The following is a 21,549-nucleotide window of genomic DNA, read 5'->3' as shown; positions in this document are numbered from 1 at the left end:
TCGGGCCTATAGTCGCCAGGGCGTGACGCGGGCCTCGCACGTCGTGAACGTCCCGGCCGATGCGGGCGTGCCGTAGTAGAACCCTTGGCCGTAAACGAAGCCCATGCCCTTGCAGACGGCGTGCTCTTCAGCCGTCTCGACGCCTTCGGCCAGGCTGACGATGCCGAGATCGGCGACAATCTTCACTAAACTTTCCAGCATTCTTTGCCGTTCGGCGCTCGCGTGGTCGATCCCGCGCACCAGCTGGATGTCGAACTTGAGAAAATCGGGCGGGGCGTCGCCGAGTTCCACCAACCTTGCTTGCCCGGCGCCGAAGTCGTCGTAAGCGAGTTGCATGCCGAGTTCGGTGAGTAGCTGCCGTAACGCTCGCATTTGCGGAACGCTGGTCGCCGCGGCTTCGTGAATCTCTAAGACGAGAGCCGCACGCGGGGCCGCTGCGCGCAGTTCGCGTAGCGACTTCTCCAGCAGCGACGCATCTTCCAACTCGGCGGGATGGGTGTTCACGAACACCAAAGGATTGGAGGGCAGCGACAGGGCTGAACGGACCCCTTCGTCGCGCAGCATCCGACTGAGTTCGCCCTCAAGATCAAGCAACGCCGCCGCCGAGAACATCGCGTGCGGCGTCTTGAGCCCGAACAGCGGACTTCTCCCCAGTACCTCAAAGCCAATCGTCTGTTGGCTGTTCATCTCCACAATCGGCTGGTAGTGCGGCAGCACGGCGCGTTCGGCAATGAGTTTGTCGAACTGAATCATCGCTAGCGCGCGATCGGTCGAGTCGCCCGCGATTGTTTTGCAATCTACGTAGCCGCGCTGCTCGGTTACGCGGAACACGATCTCGGCAATCTGCAACAGGTCTCCGGCATGGACCGCGGCTTCGCCCGCGACGCGCGTGCCGTTGACGAAGGTGCCGTTGGTGCTTCCCAAATCGCGGACGAGCAATCCGCCATCTTCCAAACGCAACTCGGCATGCTGGCTCGATACCGTCGGGCTGGCAATCGTCAGCGTCACGCTGGGGCTGCGTCCAATGACGAAGGGCCAACTCGCGATCGTCACGGTGCGCGCAACCTGGTCCGCTCCCAGCTGTCCTGTCAGCAGCCAAGTCACGTCGTTGCGCGGCGAAATAGTCGGCGAGTTCTTCATCGATGCGATCTACAAGACTTGCGTCATCGCCATCGGCGATGCAGTAAACGAAACGGCAGCCGGCGCAGGCACGCGACGCGGCGGGGCAAGCAACGGCGTCCAATCGACGTCGCAGCGACTGCTCACTCGATCGGCGAACTCCAGGCAATCGCGGCGACGATCGACCAACTCGAACGCCGTCCGCGACGGCGAGAGATTCCACGATTCAATGCAGCGAACTGTCTGGGAACCGACGCCGACGAGCGTCGTCATACCGTCGGCGCTTGCTTGCTGCACCGCGAGTCCCGCCACAGCGCTGGGGCGAGTTTCGAGGACAGCGTACGTCGAGCCCACCGGCAACACCGCGGGATATTGGCTTGCGTCGACGCCGTCGCTGCCGCCAACAGCCGCTTCGACGAACGATGCGCCTGCAGCAAACGAGGGCGAGCTTGCCAGTTGCTCGGCTTGTCGCGTCGCCAGTTTCGCTAGTTCAGCGAGCAGTTGGTCGCGCACCCGCGGGCTCCCCATCGTGACGGCAATCAGCCCGCCCGATGGATTGATGAATGTTTGTTCCAACCGCTCGTCGACGCGCTCGCCGAGCGACCCGAGTTGCATCGCCACGAGTTCGGCAAAAGCGCCCTGTTCGATCTCTTCGGCTGGCGCTGGGAACCGAGCGAGCATTCCCTTGAGATGCCGTGCGAGTTCGCCGGTGCGATCGCCGACCGCACGCAACTCGGCCAGCAGTCGCTTGGCGACCAACGCCGCCGCCACGAGCGAATGCTGGTCCGTGCGGAGCCCGCGGTAGCCTTCGCACAGCTCTTGCTCGCGGGCTGTGGTGGCGCTGGCGCTCGTTCGCTCGCGCTGCCAACGATCGATCTGCATGGCCATCGCTGCTGCTTGCTGCGCGAGTGCCGACGCTAGCCGCGACGCCTCGGCGTCAAGCTGCTGCAGTTCGCCGCGCCAGCCGCCGATCGCGAGTTCAGCTCCCGGTAAGCGTTGGCCGAACGCGTTGATCTGCCCCAGCACTTCGGCCGCCATCGTCGCGGCGATTCGCTGAGCGATGGGCGCGGCGACTTCTTCCAACGGCCGGCCACCCGCGAATGCACCGGGTCGATCGTCGGGCGGTATGAAGTCGGCGTCGATCGCGGCGATCCGCTCGCGCAGCCCGAGTTCTTCTGCGGGTTGGCGTTCAGCGACGACGCCGATCGCTTGTGCGATCAGCTCGCGGGTTTGCGACGCCAGTTGTTCGAGATTTGGAAGCTTGCCGCCAGCTGAAGCGTCAGCCGCGGTTGCCGCGAACTTGGCGCCGTCGCCGCCCACTTTCAGGCCTAGCCAGCGACAGATGACGGCTCGGCTGATGAGCTGAGCTGCCGCGTCGATCGCGTCGTCTGCGGCTGCGGAAACCGTCGTCACGGCGAACGACCGCAAGACGGCCTCTTCGCCAGGTTCAGCCTGGTTCCGACAGGCGTCGAAGAATCGTTGTGCGGGCGTCACCGCGTCGAGGTAAAGGTATTCCGCGACGTCGGCGATCGCTTCGCTCCACGCCGCGTCCTCGAGTCCGCTCCCCAGGTTGAGGAAGTACGCCGCATCGAACGCCTTGCACGTCGGTGCGAGCGGCGCCAAGCCACAAGCTTCGTCGCCTGGGTAGGCGCCGGCGGCGCGATGATAGTGATTGTATTCGCGTAGCCAGGCGCACGAGTTCACGCGGGCAAGCTCCGCCTGCCTCGGGTCGCGCGGGGTGGAATGGAGAAAGAGCCCGACAACTTCGCCATTGTCGATACCGAGCGTCGCCAGCGCCGCACGCACGGCGTAGCCGAGGTCGAGCGACATTCCGCTGCCGGTGCCGCCCGACACGCTCGAGACTAGGTAGATCCGCGGCGGACCTTGAATGGCGCCGCTGGCGGAGACCGCTCCCTGGATCGCGGCAATCAGCCGTTCTTCGACGCGCTGCGCGTGATCGACGAACGCGAGCCGTCCGAGCGGCCGCAGCCCCTCGGTCCGCAGCGATTTCGGAATGTTGTAGAGCCAGCGACGGCTCAGCCACCGCATAAGCAGCGCGGAGTCTTCGCGATATTCTTGCGGCCGACGCAGCGGCAACGCCAGCGCTTCGCTTGGTCGGAGCGCGGACCGCCCGTTCGGTTGCATCGCCGCGGCGATCTCGCGCGGATCGCTGTCGAAGAGCAGCAACTGCACCGCCTCGGCGGCTTCTTCGCTTAGCTCGCGCACCAACCGTGCCCGGAAACGTCGCATGACGCTAGCGGCAGCCCCGCCGATGCCAATCACTAGCGTCGGGCGACTGGCAAAATCAGCTGTGTTGAACTCGACCGATTCAACGCACTGCGGCTCCGCAGGTTCGGCAGGCGACGATTCAGCCGCGCCCCAGTCGCTGGCAGGCTCGCCCCATGCCCCTTCAAACTGCGTCTCGGCATGCGGACCGGCGAACAGTGGTTCAATCGGCCCAGGCCGTTGTTCGGCGCGGCGTTCCGGGAGTGCGGAACCGAAATCGCCAAAGGTTCGCTCATCTGCAATCTCGGCCCCTGCGAACTGCGACTCGCCTGTCGCGTGACCACCGTCACCGGGCTGAGCGAGCAGCGCATCGACCATCGCGCAGCAGTTCGAAAATCGCTGCGTCGGATCTTTCGCAAGTGCGCGGGCGACGGCAAACCGATCTTGCATCGGCAGTGGCGTGAGGTTTGCCTCGCCCTGCAGATGCTGCATCGTCAGCTCCGCGGCATTGGCGCCAGCCAGCGGCGGCATGCCGGTGAGCATTTCCTGGTAGACGACCGCGAGGCTGTACTGGTCGCTGCGGGCCCCCGGCATGCCTTGGAAGACTTCGGGCGACGAGTAGAGCGGCGTCAATCCGCCGACAAGCGACGCCTGCGTCTTGCCGACCTCTTTCACCAGGCCGAAGTCAGCGACCTTCACATGGCCGGCGACCAGCAACAGATTTTCGGGCTTCACATCGAGATGCTGCAGCGAATGCCGTTCGCTGAGATAGTCGAGCGCTTCGGCCGCATCGTGCATGTAGCCGAGCAGTTCTGCGCGCGGAATACCGGGCAGGCCTTGCCGACGGCATTCGTCGTAGCGATCTTTCAAGCTCGAATCAGCGAGTTCCGTGACGATCGCCAGTCGGTCGTCGGCCACTTCAATCCGCTCAAGCGACAGCAAGAATGGATGCCGCACCGACTTAATGCGATGCAGAGCGCGCAGTTCATGCTCCGCGCGACGGTCGTTGAACGAGCCAAAGATGAACTTCACGGCCTTCGGCACGCCGCCCGGCGCCTGCGCAAGCCAAACCTCGCCATAGCCGCCCGCACCGAGGCGCGCGGTCAGCGTGTAGCCAGGCAATGTCGGCGGTTGGCGGTCGGGATCGTTCACGAAAGCGTCCAGCGGTGGTTGGTTAACCGTTGAGGGCGGTGAAGTAACTCTTGGCGACGCGGTCGAGCAGCTGCGGCGTCAACTGCATCGGCGTGTCGTTGAACACACAGTAATTCGCCGCCGCCGCGAGCAAGTCGCGAGCATGACAACGGCGGAGCGGTCGGCCATACGGCCGGTAATGGGTCTGTACGAGGTAATCGACCGCCTGCGGCTGATAGGGGCAGCCCATCGCCAGGCAAGCTGACTGGAAGAGCTTGCGGAACTCTTCGATCGAAGGGTCGACGATCTCGATCTTGTAGGGAATACGCCGCAAGAACGCCTCGTCAGCCAGATCTGTCGGTTCGAGATTGGTCGAAAAGATGATCAGCTGATCGAACGGAACTTGGATCTTCTTGCCAGTGGCGAGCGTCAGGTAGTCGTGTCGATTTTCGAGCGGGACGATCCAGCGATTAAGGAGCGCCGCAGGCTCGATCCGCTGCCGACCGAAGTCGTCGATCAGCAAGCAGCCGCCGTTGCTCTTCATTTGCAGCGACGCTTCGCTGACGTTGGTGTTCGCGTCGTGACGAATTTCGAGGCTGTCCATCGTCAACTCGCCGCCGACGACGACCGTGGGGCGGCGAATTTTGATCCACCGTTGATCGTGAGCAGCGACTTTGATGATATTCGACTCGGTCGTCCGCACCGCTTCGTGGAACGCTGCGTCATACAACTTGACGATCTGGCCATCCTCAACGATCGTCTGCGGAATCCACATGTGCTGGCCGAAGCAGCGCGTGATCCGCTTGGCGATCGTCGTCTTACCGTTGCCGGGGAAGCCGTAGAGGAACAGGCCGGCTCCGGAGTTGATCGCGGGCCCCAGGAGTTCCATCGTCGGGCCGTCGACCGAGACGTCGCCGAAGGCCTGTTCGACGTCGCGACGGCGGACCGCTTCAGCGCGAATCGTTTGGGCCTCGACCGACATGATGTAGTCGTCGAGCGGCACTGGCGCCGGGCCGACGTAAGCGCAGGCCGCAGCCGCCACGCGAGCACGCTCCTGAGCGACGTCGGTGAGGGCGTAGTAGTAGTCGCTCAATTGCGACTGGCCTTTGTGAACCACCATTTGCCGACTGCGGAGGCTAAGCAGCAGCTCTTCCAGCAGACGGAACGGCAGGCAAATGCGGGCGGCGATCTCGCGGCCCGAGGCCGAGCCGACCTGCAGCAAATACTTCAGGATGAGCGTCTCAATCACCACGGGCGATAGGCCCGTTTCCTCGAGCGTTTGCGGCTCGGGAGGTCGGTACGCATCGCCGCCTAGCAGCGACTCGAGCAGGTCGTCTTTGGGTGGTTCCAGGGTGCTTGCGCGCATACGATGTCCGCCAGGGGGAGCAACAATCTCCAGTGATGTAAACTTAGGTTACAAGTGGAATACCGTAGGGGAGCCGCGACGCTTATCTTGAGGCGTGCCCGCACAATCGCGTCAACCCGACCGATCGCAGCAAATCGCCCGCAAAACGAGCCTCCCGGCAATCCGCAATCGCTGATCCTCTCTGCAAATTTCGCTATTTCGATCGATGAAGCGCATCCATATCCTTGGCCGCAAGAACAACGGTAAGACGACGCTGATGGTCGAGCTCGTCGCCCATCTCACGGCGTGCGGGCTGCGGGTCGGCACGATCAAACACACGCATCACGCGCATGAACTCGATACGCCAGGAAAAGATTCGCACCGGCATCGCGAAGCAGGGGCCTGCGTTTCGGCGATCTTGTCGCGGTCGATGAACGCCGTCTTCTGGCCGCCGGAGCGGCCGCGCGAGGAAGCGGCTGCAAAGGGAACCTACGATCGATACGCGGAATTTGCGCCCCACTTCGCCGGCTGCGATCTTGTGCTCGTCGAAGGAGACACGACCTGCGAGGGAACGAAGATCGAGGTTTGGCGAGCCGTAGTCGGTTCAGAGCCGATGGCGCCGCACGATCCGCAGATCCGGGCGATTGTGAGCGACGACGCGATTGACTTGCCGATTCCGCGCGTGCCGCGCAGCGATATCGCGGCGATTGCCGCAAAGGTACGCGAGTTGGCTGGGATCACTTAAAAGCCACCGGCGGAGCCGGTGGACGGAACAGAGGCAAGGCTCGCGAGCACGCTACGCTGTGGGGCACTTCGTCCACCGGCGGAGCCGGTGGCTTTCATGCCCCTTGTTAAGTCACCAGACCTTTGGTGACGAGCATGAACACGTCTTCCAGCGTCGGCTCTTTGTCGGCGAACGACACGAGCCCGCACTCGGCGAGCGCGAGCTGACGCAGCAGCCGCTGGACGTCGTCGTCGCCGCCGTCGAGTTCCACCGTGCAGCTGCGCGTATCCTCGATCACCTGCCGCACCTTCGGATCGCTGCGAATCAAGCTCACTCCGGCCGCGGGGTCGCCGGAGAAGCGGACCTCGAGCGTGCGGTTGCGCTGGATCTGGCGGTAGACCTTTTCAATTGGCCCGTGGAGCAGCAACTGACCGCGTTCGATGATGCCGATCGACGTGCAGCAGTCGGCGAGTTCGGTGAGGATATGGCTAGAAATGAGGATCGTCTTGCCCATCCGCCGCAATTCTTTGAGCAACGCCTTCACTTCCAAGCGAGCCCGCGGGTCAAGGCCGCTCGACGGCTCGTCGAGAATCAGTACAGGTGGATCGTGCACGAGCGTCTTCGCGAGGCAGAGCCGTTGCTTCATACCGCGCGACAGGCCGTTGACGAAGTCGTCCCGCTTGTGCGTGAGGTCCAGCAGTTCGAGCACGTCGGTTAGCACCGCCTTGCGGCGCGACTTCGGCACCTGGTAGGCGACGGCGAAGAAGTCGAGAAACTCCCAGACCTTCATGCCGTCGTAAACGCCGAAGTTGTCGGGCATGTAGCCGACGCTCCGCCGCACGGCGATCGGGTCTTTCGTCACGCTGTGGCCGTTGACGGTCCCCTCGCCATGGCTCGCCTTGAGCAGCGTCGCGAGGAAGCGAATCGTCGTGCTCTTCCCGGCGCCGTTCGGCCCGATGAAGCCGAACATTTCCCCCGCCTCAATTTTGAGATTGAGGTTCTCGACGGCGGTGAAGTCGCCGTATTGCTTGCCGAAGTTTTTTAGTTCGATCATGTGAAGATGGTCCGTCGTCAGTTGTCCGTTGTCAGTTGTTTCTTCGCGAGTCCAAGTCCCAAGCAACTGACAACTGACCACGGACAACTGACGGCCTCGCTATTGTTCCTGTTCTTCTGCCGGAGGATCCTCAGTAGGCGGCTCTTCCTCATAAGCATTCTTTTGCCCAGCCGGCTGCACGTCGCGGGGGCTGTTGCGGTCGGGTTCGGCGGCGGCGGCTTCTCCCAAGCGGAGGTGGGCGATCACCACTGTCGAACCAGTCGATTGCGAGGCACTCGGCGAAACGACGCTGCCGGGCAGGACCTTATTAATGCGACCGATCAGGCGGTACTCGTCGCGAGCCCCGTGGATCGGGTCGTCAAGCTGCGGGAACCAGAACGCCAGTCGCAGCAGCGGGTCGACGTTTAGTGGTTTGCGGCTCGTCAGTTCGTTCGCGGCCGCCCGCTCTTCGGCGAACGGCAGCTCGCCTTCGGCCACCGACAGCGTTTCAAGCTTCTGCAGCAACCGGCCGTCGCCGCTCGCCAAGTCGCCGATCCAAAAGCCTTTTAGCTTGCTCCAACTCTTCCGCTGCGCTTCTGCGGCAGAATCTGATGCGGCAGGCTCCACGGCGGTAGAACCATCGCGGAAGACAATCGCCACGTCCGTCAAATCGAAGCCCGACTTATTGTCGACCTGCAGCAGGCGCGGATTGTTGCTTTGCGACGAAAGCCGAATCGGGCCGTCGAGCGGCAACATCTGTTCGCTGTGGATCATCTGCGTCGTCGCGGAAGAAACTTCGACGCCGCGCAACCGCGGCTGGTCGTACTTCTCGAACGCAACGGTCGACAACACATCGCCGATCGCGGGATTCCAACGATCGTCGCGTGGAAACGGCGAGGCGACGGCTGAGCTGTTCTCAAACTCCAAATCGTATGTATCGGAGAGCGACGAATAGATCGCGGTGAAGCGTGTTAAGTGCCCGCGCGGCAAATCGCCCTGCAGTTCCATCACTGCGATCTCGGTTTGCGAACGGACGAAGCCAATATCAAGCTGCGCCTGCCGGACGACAGCGAGCGTGCCGACCAACGCAATGAGCGGTGCACTGATCCAAGCCCACTCGACGCGGCCCAGCGCGTAGAAGACCATCCAATTGAGCGGCACAAGCACAACCAGGTAAATCGCCAGGCAGATGAGCACGAAACTGGCGGCCGGCACGCGGACGCCAGCGGCTTCGACCAACGAGTCTCGGCCGGCAGTGGCCACGGGACCAAACTCATCCCAATCGCCGAGCCCGCCCGCGCGATCGACCTCGAGCCGCGTCTCGGCGAATTGGGCGTTCATTGGGTAGGTAAATTGTGCGTTCGCAGAGCTATCGACGGGGCCGGAAACGTTGCGAGCGTTCGCCTTCGTCGCGGCGTCACGGGCGAACCACCGCAGCGGCGTCGTGAAGTGAGCGTCGCGGACGCGGTCGCGAGCGCCAGCCCAACGCGTTTGCAACCCCGTCCAAGCGCCACCCTCCTCCACGCTGAATTCTCGCGGCGGGCGGCGGAGCAGGGCGCCGTTCAAGAAGCCGTCGAATCCAGGCCAGTTCACCAGGTCGCGCTCCGCCAGTTGCACCGCAGAGACGACGATGCTCCCCGCGCCAACCGAACGCTCGTAGAACAACTTGTCGGCGAATGGCAACGCCTTGGCGCCGGGCCGTGGTTGCAACTCGACGCCCGACCACGGCCGCGTGACGGAGATCGCCGCCGTCGGCTTGCCGTTCGCTCGCGCGCCCCAGCCAGTGGAGAACTCTTCCAGCGACTGCAGATCGAACGTCGTCCGCTCGCCCGCATCCGCCGGAAGATATTCTTTCAGAAAACTTCCCCGCAGCGCGTCGAGCGAATCGGGGCCGTTGATGATCAGCCGGCCCCCCCAGTGAATCCAATCGACGAGCGCCTCGCGCTGCGAGGGATCGAGTTGGTCGAGATTCACCTCATCCCACACGACGTAAGCGACGCTCGTCCACGTCAGCACGTTCGGCGGCAACGGCAGCGGCTTGTTACCGTCGGCGAGCACGACGCGGTAGTGAGGCAACTCCGTGCCGTTGATGTCTTCGTAAGGAGCTTGCACCGAGTCAGTGACTTTCAGGAACGCATATCGCGTTGGCTCGCGGGCGAGCACCATGAGGAAATACTGATGCGACGGCATCAGCGTCCACGCTTCGGTCGCCGGCGCGTCGGCAATGCTGCCGCCGGCGTTGATCAGCTCCGAGGAAACGTTCAACTTCTCGACGGCACTGGGGACGAGCAGTTCGTTCTCTACGCGCTTCGAGATTCCCTTCGCGAGCACGGCGGGGCGACTTGAGGTCATCTCGTACGAGGTGTGGGGAATCGGCAGAGGGTTGCCGCGGGCATCGACGGCGGCGACGGTGATGCGTCCCTCGAAGTCGCCAAGGTTCGCCTTCATCGGCTGAACCGTCGTCGCCCAGTGTCCCGGCTTCGCCAATCGCAGCGAGACGCCCGCTTCCGCCTCGATGAGATTCTCGCTCAACAGGGGCGTCAGATGTCCGACGATGAACGGCTTGCTCTTGCGTTCCTCTTCGAGCCGCTTCTTCGCTTCCTCGATTTCTTTGAGCTCGCGAGCTTTGCGTTCGGCCGCTTGCTGGGCCGGGGTTTGCTGACTGCACCCGCCGCAGCCGGCAAGCGACGCCACGGGAGCGAAGATCAAGAGCAGGAGCAGCCAACATCGGCATAGCGCAGCACTAGCGCTCGACGTTCGACGGCTCTCACTCCTCATCTCTGCTTCTCCAACGCGAAAACGATTCCGTGCCGTCTGATTCTAGCGAGTTCCCCGTCCAGATACATGCGTCGGCATCTGGAATGCTGGCGGCGCCGTTCTTTCCTCGCCCGTCCCGTTTGCAGGCCTCGACTTACGCCCACCCGCACCTGCGGCCCACTTCATGGGATCCTGGCCGTCGCTTAAATTGTCTGCACGCCTGCAGATCGTTTGCCGGCCAATGCTGACCTTCCCTTGCCAAACGATCGCCCAGGAATTCTGCCGCCGTGAGCCATTCGCCGCAGCCACCCGCCGACCAACCAAATCCACTCGCCTCCGCTCAACGCGCGACGCAAGCCATCTGGGGAGGGGAGGGGGGCACGACCTGGCAACGTGCGACTCAGACGCCGGTCGTCAACAGCGTCTCGTTTGGCTACGGCGATTGCGACGAATGGCGGAGCGTCGCCCTCGGCGAAACGCCGGGCCACATCTACGGACGGAACACCAACCCCACCGTGCAGGTGTTTGAGGAAAAAGTCCGTCTGCTCGAAGGGGCCGCGGCGGCGACAAGCTTCGCCACCGGCATGGCCGCGATCAGTGACACGCTCTTCACGCTACTGGCGCCGGGCGATCGCGTCGTTTCGGTCGTCGACACCTACGGCGGCACCAACCGACTCTTCAGCGAATTCTTGCCCCGAGTCGGCGTCGTCGTCGAGCTCTGCCAAACCGAGGATGCGGAAGCGATCGAACGGGCGATCGATGGAGGGTTGCGGGTGCTCTATCTCGAGACGCCCACGAACCCGACCTGTAAGGTGCTCGATCTCGCGCGGCTCGCCCAGCGGGCGCACGAGCGCGGAGCGATTGTCGTCGTCGACAATACCTTCGCGACGCCGATCAATCAGCAGCCGCTGCAGCTTGGCGCCGACTTAGTGATCCATAGCGCCACGAAGTTTTTGGGAGGGCATGCCGACGCGCTCGGCGGCGTGCTGGCGGGCGACGCGGAACTTGTCCGCAGCGTTTACCAACGCCGCGAGATCACCGGAGCGACGCTCCACCCAGAAGCGGCGTATCTGCTGCTGCGCGGCATGAAGACGCTGGCGCTCCGCGTCGAGCGGCAGAATTTCAACGCCCTCACCGTCGCGCGGCATTTGCAGCAGCACCCGCGCGTCGCTCAAGTGTTCTACCCTGGCCTCGAAGACCATCCGAACCACGACGTCGCCAAGCGACAGATGACGGGCGGATTTGGCGGCGTGCTGAGCTTTCAGTTGCATGGCGAATTCGACGCCGTGAAGCGGTTCCTGCCACGACTGCAGCTGGCGCACCGTGCCGCGAATCTCGGCGCCGTCGAAACAGTCGTCGCTCCGCCGGCGACTGGCTCTCACGTTGAGCTGACCGCTGAGCAGCGCGCGGCGCTCGGCATTCCGGAAACGCTGGTGCGTTACTCGTGCGGGATTGAGGATGTGCGCGATCTCATCGCCGATTTGGATCAGGCACTTGGGGCGTAAATGCCCGCCGCGAGCGACGAGGCTAAATGGGCGTTGTGGGGCGGCAGCCGGCAATGCGTTGCATGGCGATAGCAGCAGGGGTGGGTCAGCGCGCCGCACTCAACCTGCCCTGGCGACGCTTTCGCGGTTTTGTTACGGTCCGCCCGCTCGTACCAAAACGCCGCTTTCGCTCCAGCCAACCATGCCCGAAGCACGCCGATCTACCATGTCGACGAGACTTCTGACGACTCTCCGCGCGGCAGCCCCGCACGCGGCTCTCGTCGCGCTGCTAGCGTCGACGCCGGGTTGCATGCTTTGGCCGTGGGATCCGAAAGAAAACACGACGATTATCACTCCCGGCATGCGGGCGGCGTCGATCCGCGAGATGGGCCCCCGCGCGAAAGATGGCGATAGCGAAGCTCAGACGAAGGCTTGCGAGCAGCTTGCCCTGCAGATCCGCACAGAGCCCGATCCAATCGTTCGCCGCGCGATCCAAGAAACCGTCGCCGATTTTGAGACGCCGATGGCCAGCGCGATGCTCATCGCCGGCCTCAACGACGAAGACCGCGACGTCAAAGTCACTTGCTGCCGCGAACTCGGCAAACGCAAGGAACCGAAGGCGATCGCCCCGCTAGGCAACCTTGTCGCCAAGGACGCCGATCTCGACGTTCGCCTGGCGGCCGTCGACGCCCTGGGCGCGATGAAAACGAAAGAAAGCATCGCCAGCCTTGCCGCGGCGCTCAAAGATCGCGACCCCGCGATGCAGTATGCTGGCGTCGAGGCCATGAAGAAAGTCTCCGACGAAGACCTCGGCAACGACGTGCAAGCATGGCGTCAATACGCAGACCGCATCGCCGGGCCGGCGCCGGCCGCTAGCATCGCAACTCAGCCTGCCGACACGACGGTTAAATAAAATAACCGTCTCTTCGTCGACGCGACGATTGCCAAGCGTTTATCGTGCGTTGAGAACTGCGCGAGGCGAGGCAGCCTCGGCAATCTAACGAAGCCAGCGACCTCAAACTGGTTCGGCTGGTCTCTGAGAGGTATGGCAAGCAGCATATTTCCCGGCAATTTGCTGCGCCGCGCGACAGACGCGCGGCTCCGCCCTCTCCAGCGAGTTACTTCTCTGTAACCCCCGAGTTCTCACCCCCAATCAGGTTGAATTTCAGGCCTGCGCCGCCCGATACCAAGGAGGCGGGATTAAATTCGGCCCGCTGCGCGATCGTGCGTGCCTGCCATCCTCGGAAGGGATGCTAGGCGAAAACGCCGCATGGTTGTCGGCACTACGCTTCGCTGCCGCCATGGCAGCGGCGCCTCGTCAGCCGCAACGTCGTCGCGCACTCGATTGGGAAGTTGCTTGAGGGGGGAACGATGAAGTCGGTGCGCTCACGATTTGCATTGAAGAACGTTCGTGCAGGTTGGCTCATGGCGACGGCGGGAATTCTCGCCGGGACGTTGCCAAGCGGCTATGCGATCGACGATTCGTTCCATGCGCCCTCGACGCTCGCGCCCCAAGTAGCGCCCAAGTCGAACGATCTCGACGCGACAATTGCGTCGATGGTCAGTCGCGGCAAGCTGCCCGATTTGCGTCCAGCTCATTCGTCGTCGCAAACGCAGACGCCGGCTGCGGCATCGAAGCCGACGACTTCCGCAACGGTCGCACAGCCAACGCCGGAACCGTCGTTTCCGACGCTGCCAACAGCATCAACGCCGGTGCTCACGCTCCCGTCGGCAGCCGCGCCAACGACGCCCGCTCCCACACTGCAACCGCAGCGCGTCGCCGCCAACGCCCCGGCCGAAACGGCTTCCGGGCAATGGCGCCCGGCCGGTTCGAGCAGCCTGAAAAATCAAAAAGCGGCTGAGGAGGCTTTCTCCGAACCGCAGTTCCCATCGCTACCGACGACGCCGGAGCCGGCTGTCGCCGCGCCGAGCGAAGGCCCTTCGTTCTCGTTGGCGCCCGCAGCCGCCGCGCCTGCACCGCAGCTCGCCGCCCCGACGGCATCGACGCCGACGCTGCCCACCACGCCCGCCGAGCCGAAGACGGCGCCGGCAGAGCAGGGAGGCGCTCGCCTCCACGCACCGATCAAGTTCAGCGGCCCCACGGTCGCTCCGTCGCCTGGCGCCGATGACGACGCTGCGGAGGACGACCTCGCGCCGATCGACGAACTTTCAGAGACGCCAGCGCCCGATACCGACGCCCCGGGTGATCCGCAGGAACCAGAGATGACCGGCGCCGCCGTCGCCGACCCGTCGGCCGGTTCCGCCCGGCCGCTCAGCGAAGCTCCCAAAACGAGCTCCACCGCCGGCAACATCGCACTCGGTGAACCCGACCGCTATTCTCGTCCCAGCGACCGCGTGGAGAATCCGACCGACGCCAAGGATTACGAAGACTCAGACGAACCGACGACTCCGGCTCAGCAGCAACGAGCGTTGCCGCCGCTCACGAAAAATCAGATCATGCTGCGGAACAAAGTCCGCCAGGTGCTGAAGTACTACTACAGCCGTCCGCTGAACGCCGCGGAACGGAGCCCATGGGAAGTGATGCACGGCATGCTGGCCTTTGAAGTCCACAGCCGCGTGCTGCAAGGGACCGGCAAGCAACCGATCACAGCGGTCGGTTGGCTCTGCTTCAATCAGCCGTGCGAGAACCGCACGCTGATGTACCTCAACGAGGACGGCGATCTGCGCGCGAAAGTCGGTCCGGCGCTGCAAGGCCATCATGGCCAATTGCTCGCCATTCTGGCCCAAGCTCGCGTTCGCTCCGACTATCCGTTGAAAGTCGAGGGCAAAGACTTCACCGTTCAAGATCTCATCGAAGTCGAGAAACTCACCTGCTACCCGAAGACGGAACTGACGTTCAAGCTGATTGGCCTGCAACGTTACCTCGACATCAACGACACCTGGGTCAACGACCAAGGCATGCAGTGGGACTTCCCCAAGCTGATCGCTGAGGAAATGGCTCAGCCGGTCCGCACCGCGGCCTGCGGCGGCACGCATCGGTTGGCTGGCCTGGCGCTGGCGGTCAAGAAACGCAAAGCCTCAGGGCAGCCGATCGACGGCCAGTACGCCGCCGCTCAAAAGTTCGTCGCCAACTACCAAAACTACTGCTACCGCCTGCAAAACAGCGACGGCAGTTTTAGCACCGACTGGTTCAAAGGCCCCGGCGCCGATCCCGACATCGATCGCCGCCTGAAGACTACCGGCCATCAACTAGAACTGCTGATGTACGCTGGCTCGGACGAACAACTGCACAACTACCGCACCGTTCGCGCCGTCAACTATCTCACGAATATCATGCACGCCAACCGCACGCGCGACTGGGAAGCCGGCCCGCTGGGCCACGCCGTCCACGCCTTGGTGCTGTACGATCGGCTCGCCTTCGGCCCGTACGACGCGGCGCCCCAACCGACGCCTGTCGCTCAGAAGCCGGGCACGGCTCAGCGGTAGCTCGCGGGCGTTGAGGTTTGGCAATACAACCCACCGGCTCCGCCGGTGGACGCAGCAAAAGCACGGCGAACTGGCAGTTCGTCCGCCGACAAAGCCGGTGGCTTAGATAAGTCCAGATTCGGCTACTTAGTGGTTCGACGGGTGAACCGGGGCGCGCATAACTCCCTATTGCTGAACTCCTGACAGTCGACTCGCCATTGAACGAACGCTCCAGCTCGCCTACACTGCAGCATCTCGACGGCATGCTCTCTCTCGCCGCCGATCGCGTGGGGCAACCTCGGCCGACGCCGCTGCTGGCGCCGAGTCTCGCAATCGCTTTCGCCACGGGGGGACGCACCGTCCTGGCTTTCGTCCCTTAGGCGGCGCTGCGATGTCACCTCCACCCAAATTCTCTGATCAGCTCGCCACGTTTTGCGACGTGGCGCGGCAGATTGCCAAGACCGCCGAAGCCGACTCGCTCCTGTTCTTACTGGAGTCGCCTCTCGACTGGGCGCGTCTCCGCCAAGCCACGGAAGGGCTCAACGTCCTCCTCGCCGCCGACCGGGCCGCTGATCTCGCCGGCGCCGCCGATGCGGGGTTTAGCGTCATCCAGCTCGTCGCCGGCGACAGCCCCGTTTACGAACAGCTCACCCGCGCGTTGCTCGAAAGCGTCGCCGACGATCTGCTCAATCCGGCCGCCTGCGTCCTCGCGATGTACAGCGGCTTCGAAGCCGGGGTGATCGACTCGCTGAGCGTCATTCGGCTCGACGAGCATCTCGGCCGCCTCACCGCGCAGGACCTGCGGCAGCTCGAAACTCGCGTCCCGCTCGATACGCTTAAGACGACCGTCGACTTGGCCGTCGCCATCGGCCGCGAAGGGCGCGAGGGCAAGCCGGTCGGCACGCTGTTCGTCGTCGGCGACCACCGCATGGTGCTGAAGCATTGCCATCCGCTCGGCTTCGACCCGGTGAAGGGTTACGGCACGCACGAACGACAGCTCAACGATTCGAAGGTCCGGGAAGCGATCAAAGAAATCGCGCAACTCGACGGCGCGTTCGTCGTCGCCTCGGACGGCACCGTGGTCGCCGCCTGCCAGCACGTCTCGGCGCCGGCTGCTGATATCACGCTCAGCAAGGGCCTCGGCGCCCGCCATTGGGCCGCGGCGTCGATCAGCCGCGCAACACAGGCAATCGCCATTAGCGTCAGCGAGTCGAACGGCACGGTTCGCTTGTTTCAGAACGGCGAAGTGATGCTGCGCATCGAACCATTCCGCCGGGCGATGAAGTGGCGCGACTTCGAGTATGATCCCTCCGCCGGCGGGCAGGACTAGGATCCGCCGCGGCATTCTCAAGGAATGCCCTGAGCAAGGTTCTCGCACGTTGCCCGCTAGCCGGACCGCCACGCGGTCCGGGCGAAGCCTAGCCAACGCTTCGCGCCTGGCCACAAACCGGCGAGGTTAGTCGTCGCCGCTACAGCCCGGAGGCCGTGGGCCTCCGGCTGGATTTTATCTCGCTCGTTACCTGTGCGAGCGTCGCCGCTGGAAGAGCAGGGCGAATCCCGCCACAAGCATCACGCCGGCTGCAGGTTCTGGCACGGTTGAAGATACCGCCGCACTGCCGGCCGCGTTAAATTGCCGCTGCCACGTTAAGTAGTCGGCGCCATCGACGGCGCCGTCGAGATTCGCGTCGCCAGTCGCTTTGGTCGCTCCGCTTGCCAGCCCGAAGCTCGTTTTCCAGGTTGTTAGATCGGCTCCGTCGACGAAGCCGTCCTCGTTGAAATCGGCGGCCAGAAAGGGCGCCAGAACCTCGAAGCTCACGGGGAACGTTTGCAGTGCATGGGCGGCGCCTTGGCTGCTGCTTGAAACCGTGATCACGCCGCTCTTCATGCCGGGGGTCGCGGTGTTTAAACCGACTTGATGCACATTCCCGCCGCCTATCGCGAAGTCGATCCCCGTCGCCCCGCCGAATAGGTCGCCGCTGACGCTCAGGGTGTAGTCGAGTTCGTCGGCGCCATTCACGGCAACGACGTTGGCAATGTTCGAGATCGTAATGCCGACGGAGATCGACGCCCCCAGCGTCACCGTCGTCGGCATCGCCGCCACTTGGACGCCCATGATCGCCGGCAGTTGATAGTCGGCGACGACGGGCAGATGATCGCTCGCCTTTGTCAGGGCATCGAGCACTGCCGGCGCCGCTCCCGTCCCGTCGGCAATCGAATTGTTGCAGCAACCATGCGTGCCGTTGTTGCCGAACGCGCGGTACGTGCCAGGAATGTAGCTTAAGCCTTCGTTGTCGAGCATCTCGCCCGTCATCAGTTGGAAATCAAAACGATCATCGACGCCGCCGATCGTTTGCCCCGAGAATTGCGTCGAGTTTGACGGACTTTGCGTATGGATCGACGTGAAGTTTGAATTGCTCGTCCAACTGCCCGGCGAGTTGATCGGATCGAACGCTTGCCCCGGCCCCGCGGAAAGCAGGTGCTGATACATCGCCTGGCTACTCGACTGAATGTTGTAGTCGCCGACGTAAATGGCATGCGTCCCTTCGCCCAGAGCGTCGGAGTTTGTCCGTATCGCCTGAGCTTCAACCAGTCGCCGATTGTTGTTGTCGGTGCCGGTATCGCTCTTGTAGTGGCTGTCGTAAGCGTAAAAGTCGGCTGAAGAATCGTAGCCGATCGGCCGCAACTGGTACCGCATCGTCGAGCGCGGCTGCTGAGCCGGATTGCCGTCGAGGCCGTCGTTCGTACCGACGTTGCCGAAGGCGATTTCGCTGACAAGCTGGACCGTTTGCGTGTTGTAGACCAATCCCGGCCGCCCAGCGCGCGCCTGCGGGTCGCTGGTCGATCCATTGATGGTGCTGCGCGCGTAGACGCCGGCGCCGTAGATACCGTTGAGCATGTCAACGAACGACTGCGTCGTGACTTGCATCGAAAACTGCTCTTGCAGCAGCAGGACGTCGATTGGCTTTGAGATCCCCGCCTTCAGTTCGGCCCCGATCGCTTGCAGGATGATCGACGTCTCAGGCCGCGCCGTCTGAGTTCCGGGATTCTGCCCCGTCGCGGTGTTGTAAGTGACAATCCTCAGTTGAGCAGTCGCTGGCGAAGCGACGCACAAGTAAATCATCGCGGCGCCGAGCGCTGCCACGCACTTCGCCAATCTGCCAGCACGACGCATTGAATTCACGCTCATGAAATAGAAACGGCCGCACCGGTCGCTTATCGAACGACAGGTGCGGCCCATCTCATTGAAATCACAACGATCGCAATCGGCAACTACTTGGCACGGCGACGAACGCCGGCAAAGACTGCAAGCGCGACGCCGATCATGCTCAAGGTCGCCGGCTCCGGCACGGCGCCGACCGCCACTTCGGCCGGTGGACCACCGAACTTCGACTTCCAAATGGTGAGATCGGCGGCGTTGACGTTGCCGTCGCCGTTGGCGTCGCCCGTCGACTTATTCGGCTGGCCAGTCAGACCGAAGCCGCGCTGCCAGACGAGGAAATCCTTGCCGTCGACGACGTTGTCGCCGTTGAAGTCGGCGTTGTTCGCCGGCGGGGTGACGCCGGAGGAGACAAACGCCAAGCCGCGAAATGCGGTGTTGGCCGACGCGGTTGCAATCGTTGTGGCCGTTGCCGCAGCGCTGGTGTCGATCACCGAGATCAATTGATTCGCGCTCGTCGCCGTCGTCGTCGCGTACAAGACGGCGTTGCCGTTAACGTCGACGGCGCCAGTCAGACCACGAACGCTAGTCGTCGCGGCGCCTGAATTGAGCAGAGTGTACTGGAAAGACCAAGTCCCGCCGCTCTGCGTCCACTTCTGGATGCCGCCGCCATTCGCAGCATTCGCATCGCCGGCAACGTATAACGTATCAGCGTCCTTAAACCAGAAATCATAGCTCGAATTGGTTTCTGCGGGGCCCGTCACCGAAGTGGCAGTTTGACCGGCCTCCGTCGGCAAGCCCTCTCCCACCTTGCTCACGCCCATCACCGACTGAGCGGCGCTGCTGATATACAATTGCCCGTTGGCAATTTTGGCGACGCGTACGTTAGTGGGCGTTGAGATGATTGCCGTCGAAGTCGTCGCTCCCAACGTGGCGTACCGCAAACCGCCGTTCGAACTCGGGGTGCTGCCGGTACCGGTCATCCACAGATTGACGCCGTCGCTGGAGGCGACGCTCCGGAGGTTGCCGCCCGTGAAGGAGCTATCCGAAAACGCCGTCGTGGTGTCGATCGCATTAGTCGAGAGGTTGATGCGCCCGACGACCCGATTCACCGTTGCCGAATCCGTGGTAGCCACGCTGGCCGTGGGAATGGTTGCGTTGTAACCGCCCAGTAGCAAGTACTGCCCGTTACCCGACAGTGACAGAAATCCTTCGGACGTCGCCGTACCAGAATTCGTGAGACTGAAATTCCCGCCCGAAGCCGTCGTCGGCATCGCAATGGTCGAGAGCGGGGAGCCGCCGGCGTCCGCAAATTTCTCCACAAACGTGGCGGTTGCACCGCTCGACAACGCCGCAGCGCCATCGCCGACGCGCACCACGTACAAATCAGCTACGGCGCCATCGGCGATCAGACCCGACGCCACGACGCCCAGCGTTAACTGAACTAACTTTTGTTTCCATGCACTCTTGCTCATCGATCTCTCCCACCGGACTCAAAACGATTGATCACGACACGTATGCATTCATCATGTTCGCTGAACGATTGATCCCGACGATCTTGTCGACTCTTCGCGATCCATGCGCCTCAGCAGCGGAGCGATCGTGCCTCGACTGCTTGTTGAAAACTCTCAAGCATCTGCGAGAGCGCGTGGACGGCGGGAATCCCCTTTCCAGAAACTCAATCGCCCGAGAGGCGACCGGCATGCTCCGTATGCGAAGCACGTGGGGGATCGTGGGGAATGTTGCCGGCGGCGGGCAACGCGGGGCGGTTGGCTACGCGAGCCACAGTATACCTGCCGGACAAGGCTCCTGAAAGGAAATTCACACTCTCGAAAATCCGCAAGCCATTCGCGCTCGGTTAACCGCAGCGGAACAGCGCACGAAAAGGGCCCCGTCCGAAGTAGACGGGGCCCGAACTGCGGTTTCAGTTTTTCGGCAGTCGCCCGGTTGCTACGAGGCCCGGCGGCGACGGCTGGCCGCAATCAGCCCGGCGGCTGCGGCCAGGCCGATCGAAATGGTTGCCGGCTCGGGAACCGACGCCACTGGCGGGGCCGCACCGGTGAACTGTTGCTGCCAAATCAGGAAATCGGCGCCGTTGGTGACGTTATCGCCATTCGCATCGCCGGCGGGCGTCGAGCCGTAGGCAGTTTTCCAGGTGGCAAGATCGTTGGCGTCAACGAAGCCGTTATGGTCAAAGTCGGCAGGGCTGAACGTCCCGCCGCCGGCGACGGAAGCCAACACGTCCGCGAAGCTATCGCCCAAGGCTAGCTTGTCGATTTCCACCTGCGGCTGAGTATTCCCTGCGTTGGCCTGCCGCAAAGCGATTTGCGAAACGTCGTCGCGATCAGGCTGAATGAACAAATCGGGGTGCGGCATCGTGTCGGTAATCGACGTGCTGCTTTCGGTCGTCGGATTAACCCATAGCGACGAGTAGCCGTCGGTCGTCGTGCCCGCGTCGTCATCTGGGGCCGTGAACGACACGACTGCGGTGTACTCCGTGTCGAAGGACAAGTCGGTTCCCCAACGCACACGCTGCCCGCCGGTGCCGTTTACCGAATAGGATGAAAGTTCAAGCGTGAACTTGTCCTGCAGCAGGTCGGTCGGCGCAGCGACATACAGGCGACCGAGGAAGTTGAACGTCCCGGTGTCCTTGAAGTGAATGAAGTAGTTGCTGCCGATAGCGGTTGCGATATCGCCTTCGGGTCGCATGTCTTTCACCGTGAATTTCAGGGCGTAGTACCAAGTATCGCCGTCAGCCAAAACTTGCCCGCCCGAGGTGGCGCGATTGATGTCTTCAGTTCCGAACATCTGGACGATCGCCTTCCCGCCCGCAGCCTGCATGAACTCTTGCGTGCCGCTGTGAGAGGCCCAAAGTCCGCCGGATACGTTCGCCCCGGTGCCAGTGCTGGTCGCGTCGGCGCTCGTGAGTTGGCCATCGGGATAGTTAAAATCATCCTCGATATAGACGGCAGCCTGCGCGGAACAGACCGTCGCCAAGGCGAAAAGACTCAACACACACGCGGAAACAAATCTCTGACTCATCGACGATTCCTCACTTCTAATGTTGCGATGACTTCGACTGCATCGTAATAGCGATTCGAGGTACTTTATTCGAGATATTGCCTGTTCACGGCAGTGCTTCGATAG

The 21,549-nt window shown here is 63.0% G+C and carries 14 protein-coding genes; 6 read left to right on the top strand and 8 right to left on the bottom strand.

What is annotated here, in order from left to right; all coding sequences use genetic code 11:
- Positions 1-6 precede the first annotated feature (6 nt).
- From PLANPX_RS02660 to PLANPX_RS02650, 3 genes are read right to left on the bottom strand one after another with little or no spacing between them, the layout of a single operon-like run.
- Positions 7-1,140 (bottom strand): EAL domain-containing protein, encoded by a 1,134-nt coding sequence (locus tag PLANPX_RS02660; protein WP_152097227.1) that lies wholly within the window; start codon positions 1,138-1,140, stop codon positions 7-9.
- A 9-nt stretch (positions 1,141-1,149) separates the two neighbouring features.
- Entirely contained in the window at positions 1,150-4,497 is a 3,348-nt protein-coding gene (locus PLANPX_RS02655) for a tubulin-like doman-containing protein (protein ID WP_152097226.1), read from the bottom strand.
- Between the two features lie 22 nt (positions 4,498-4,519).
- Entirely contained in the window at positions 4,520-5,842 is a 1,323-nt protein-coding gene (locus PLANPX_RS02650; protein WP_152097225.1) for an AAA family ATPase, read from the bottom strand.
- 205 nt (positions 5,843-6,047) lie between these two features.
- On the opposite strand from PLANPX_RS02650, the gene mobB reads away from it, so the two are divergent.
- Complete coding sequence (mobB, locus tag PLANPX_RS02645; protein WP_152097224.1) at positions 6,048-6,566, top strand: molybdopterin-guanine dinucleotide biosynthesis protein B; 519 nt, start codon at positions 6,048-6,050, stop codon at positions 6,564-6,566.
- 106 nt (positions 6,567-6,672) lie between these two features.
- Here mobB and PLANPX_RS02640 read toward each other — a convergent pair whose 3' ends face one another.
- Positions 6,673-7,599 (bottom strand): ABC transporter ATP-binding protein, encoded by a 927-nt coding sequence (locus PLANPX_RS02640; RefSeq protein ID WP_152097223.1) that lies wholly within the window; start codon positions 7,597-7,599, stop codon positions 6,673-6,675.
- Between the two features lie 99 nt (positions 7,600-7,698).
- Positions 7,699-10,272, bottom strand: coding sequence for a hypothetical protein (locus PLANPX_RS02635; RefSeq protein ID WP_152097222.1), 2,574 nt, complete (start codon positions 10,270-10,272; stop codon positions 7,699-7,701).
- Between the two features lie 350 nt (positions 10,273-10,622).
- Between PLANPX_RS02635 and PLANPX_RS02630 the strand changes: the two genes are divergently transcribed.
- The 5 genes from PLANPX_RS02630 (at position 10,623) to PLANPX_RS02615 (ending at position 16,575) form a co-directional block, all read left to right on the top strand.
- Positions 10,623-11,840 carry a cystathionine gamma-synthase family protein gene (locus tag PLANPX_RS02630; protein WP_152097221.1) on the top strand — a complete coding sequence of 406 codons (1,218 nt, stop codon included), beginning with the start codon at positions 10,623-10,625 and terminating at the stop codon, positions 11,838-11,840.
- A gap of 205 nt (positions 11,841-12,045) precedes the next feature.
- Positions 12,046-12,732 (top strand): HEAT repeat domain-containing protein, encoded by a 687-nt coding sequence (locus PLANPX_RS02625; protein ID WP_172991818.1) that lies wholly within the window; start codon positions 12,046-12,048, stop codon positions 12,730-12,732.
- A gap of 458 nt (positions 12,733-13,190) precedes the next feature.
- Positions 13,191-15,266, top strand: coding sequence for a hypothetical protein (locus PLANPX_RS02620; protein ID WP_152097219.1), 2,076 nt, complete (start codon positions 13,191-13,193; stop codon positions 15,264-15,266).
- 197 nt (positions 15,267-15,463) lie between these two features.
- A complete protein-coding gene (locus PLANPX_RS27115; RefSeq protein WP_172991817.1) occupies positions 15,464-15,625 on the top strand; it encodes a hypothetical protein in 162 nt (53 codons plus the stop codon).
- Positions 15,626-15,636: 11 nt separating this feature from the next.
- Complete coding sequence (locus tag PLANPX_RS02615) at positions 15,637-16,575, top strand: DNA integrity scanning protein DisA nucleotide-binding domain protein (RefSeq protein ID WP_152097218.1); 939 nt, start codon at positions 15,637-15,639, stop codon at positions 16,573-16,575.
- 186 nt (positions 16,576-16,761) lie between these two features.
- Here PLANPX_RS02615 and PLANPX_RS02610 read toward each other — a convergent pair whose 3' ends face one another.
- The 3 genes from PLANPX_RS02610 to PLANPX_RS02600 all read right to left on the bottom strand — a co-directional run bounded on the left by PLANPX_RS02610 (position 16,762) and on the right by PLANPX_RS02600 (position 21,444).
- Positions 16,762-18,417 (bottom strand): dockerin type I domain-containing protein, encoded by a 1,656-nt coding sequence (locus PLANPX_RS02610; protein ID WP_152097217.1) that lies wholly within the window; start codon positions 18,415-18,417, stop codon positions 16,762-16,764.
- Between the two features lie 98 nt (positions 18,418-18,515).
- A complete protein-coding gene (locus PLANPX_RS02605) occupies positions 18,516-19,877 on the bottom strand; it encodes a dockerin type I domain-containing protein (RefSeq protein WP_152097216.1) in 1,362 nt (453 codons plus the stop codon).
- Between the two features lie 475 nt (positions 19,878-20,352).
- Entirely contained in the window at positions 20,353-21,444 is a 1,092-nt protein-coding gene (locus tag PLANPX_RS02600) for a PEP-CTERM sorting domain-containing protein (protein ID WP_152097215.1), read from the bottom strand.
- Positions 21,445-21,549: the final 105 nt, after the last annotated feature.

This window comes from Lacipirellula parvula (genome assembly GCF_009177095.1).
Lineage (GTDB): Bacteria > Planctomycetota > Planctomycetia > Pirellulales > Lacipirellulaceae > Lacipirellula > Lacipirellula parvula.
Note: the sequence above shows the minus strand (reverse complement) of the source record. Positions and strands in the feature narration are given on the sequence as shown.

Bases quoted from the DNA above. Each gene is read 5' to 3' on its own strand.
- PLANPX_RS02660 (WP_152097227.1), bottom strand. From the start codon at position 1,140: ATGAAGAACTCGCCGACTATTTCGCCGCGCAACGACGTGACTTGGCTG.
- PLANPX_RS02650 (WP_152097225.1), bottom strand. From the start codon at position 5,842: ATGCGCGCAAGCACCCTGGAACCACCCAAAGACGACCTGCTCGAGTCG.
- mobB (WP_152097224.1), top strand. From the start codon at position 6,048: ATGAAGCGCATCCATATCCTTGGCCGCAAGAACAACGGTAAGACGACG.
- PLANPX_RS02640 (WP_152097223.1), bottom strand. From the start codon at position 7,599: ATGATCGAACTAAAAAACTTCGGCAAGCAATACGGCGACTTCACCGCC.
- PLANPX_RS02625 (WP_172991818.1), top strand. From the start codon at position 12,046: ATGTCGACGAGACTTCTGACGACTCTCCGCGCGGCAGCCCCGCACGCG.
- PLANPX_RS02620 (WP_152097219.1), top strand. From the start codon at position 13,191: ATGAAGTCGGTGCGCTCACGATTTGCATTGAAGAACGTTCGTGCAGGT.
- PLANPX_RS02615 (WP_152097218.1), top strand. From the start codon at position 15,637: ATGTCACCTCCACCCAAATTCTCTGATCAGCTCGCCACGTTTTGCGAC.
- PLANPX_RS02610 (WP_152097217.1), bottom strand. From the start codon at position 18,417: ATGCGTCGTGCTGGCAGATTGGCGAAGTGCGTGGCAGCGCTCGGCGCC.
- PLANPX_RS02605 (WP_152097216.1), bottom strand. From the start codon at position 19,877: ATGAGCAAGAGTGCATGGAAACAAAAGTTAGTTCAGTTAACGCTGGGC.
- PLANPX_RS02600 (WP_152097215.1), bottom strand. From the start codon at position 21,444: ATGAGTCAGAGATTTGTTTCCGCGTGTGTGTTGAGTCTTTTCGCCTTG.